The 1,448-nt window shown below is 53.3% G+C and carries 1 rRNA gene; it reads right to left on the minus strand.

The annotated features are described in order from the left end of the window. Positions 1 to 1,437, minus strand: a 16S ribosomal RNA gene (locus GJ699_RS33875); the annotation flags it as partial. Positions 1,438 to 1,448: the final 11 nt, after the last annotated feature.

The raw sequence follows: 1,448 nt of genomic DNA on the forward strand, positions 1-1,448 counted from the left end.
CGGTTAAGCTACCTACTTCTGGTAAAACCCGCTCCCATGGTGTGACGGGCGGTGTGTACAAGACCCGGGAACGTATTCACCGCGACATGCTGATCCGCGATTACTAGCGATTCCAACTTCATGCAGTCGAGTTGCAGACTACAATCCGGACTACGATACACTTTCTGGGATTAGCTCCCCCTCGCGGGTTGGCGGCCCTCTGTATGTACCATTGTATGACGTGTGAAGCCCTACCCATAAGGGCCATGAGGACTTGACGTCATCCCCACCTTCCTCCGGTTTGTCACCGGCAGTCTCATTAGAGTGCTCTTTCGTAGCAACTAATGACAAGGGTTGCGCTCGTTGCGGGACTTAACCCAACATCTCACGACACGAGCTGACGACAGCCATGCAGCACCTGTGTAATGGTTCCCTTTCGGGCACTCCTCAATCTCTCAAGGATTCCATCCATGTCAAGGGTAGGTAAGGTTTTTCGCGTTGCATCGAATTAATCCACATCATCCACCGCTTGTGCGGGTCCCCGTCAATTCCTTTGAGTTTTAATCTTGCGACCGTACTCCCCAGGCGGTCTACTTCACGCGTTAGCTGCGTTACCAAGTCAATTAAGACCCGACAACTAGTAGACATCGTTTAGGGCGTGGACTACCAGGGTATCTAATCCTGTTTGCTCCCCACGCTTTCGTGCATGAGCGTCAGTTTTGACCCAGGGGGCTGCCTTCGCCATCGGTGTTCCTCCACATATCTACGCATTTCACTGCTACACGTGGAATTCTACCCCCCTCTGCCAAACTCTAGCCTTGCAGTCACCATCGCCATTCCCAGGTTAAGCCCGGGGATTTCACGACAGTCTTACAAAACCGCCTGCGCACGCTTTACGCCCAGTAATTCCGATTAACGCTTGCACCCTACGTATTACCGCGGCTGCTGGCACGTAGTTAGCCGGTGCTTATTCTTCAGGTACCGTCATGAGCCCAGGATATTAGCCCGAACCTTTTCTTCCCTGACAAAAGAGCTTTACAACCCGAAGGCCTTCTTCACTCACGCGGCATTGCTGGATCAGGGTTGCCCCCATTGTCCAAAATTCCCCACTGCTGCCTCCCGTAGGAGTCTGGACCGTGTCTCAGTTCCAGTGTGGCTGGTCGTCCTCTCAGACCAGCTACTGATCGTTGCCTTGGTGGGCCTTTACCCCACCAACTAGCTAATCAGATATCGGCCGCTCCACGAGCATGAGGTCTTGCGATCCCCCACTTTCTCCCTTAGGACGTATGCGGTATTAGCGTAACTTTCGCTACGTTATCCCCCACTCCTGGGTACGTTCCGATATATTACTCACCCGTTCGCCACTCGCCGCCAGGTTGCCCCGCGCTGCCGTTCGACTTGCATGTGTAAGGCATGCCGCCAGCGTTCAATCTGAGCCAGGATCAAACTCTTTAGTTTAATCTCTGTTT

The sequence above is a fragment of the Duganella guangzhouensis genome (genome assembly GCF_009674535.1).
Classification (GTDB): Bacteria; Pseudomonadota; Gammaproteobacteria; order Burkholderiales; family Burkholderiaceae_D; genus Rugamonas; species Rugamonas guangzhouensis.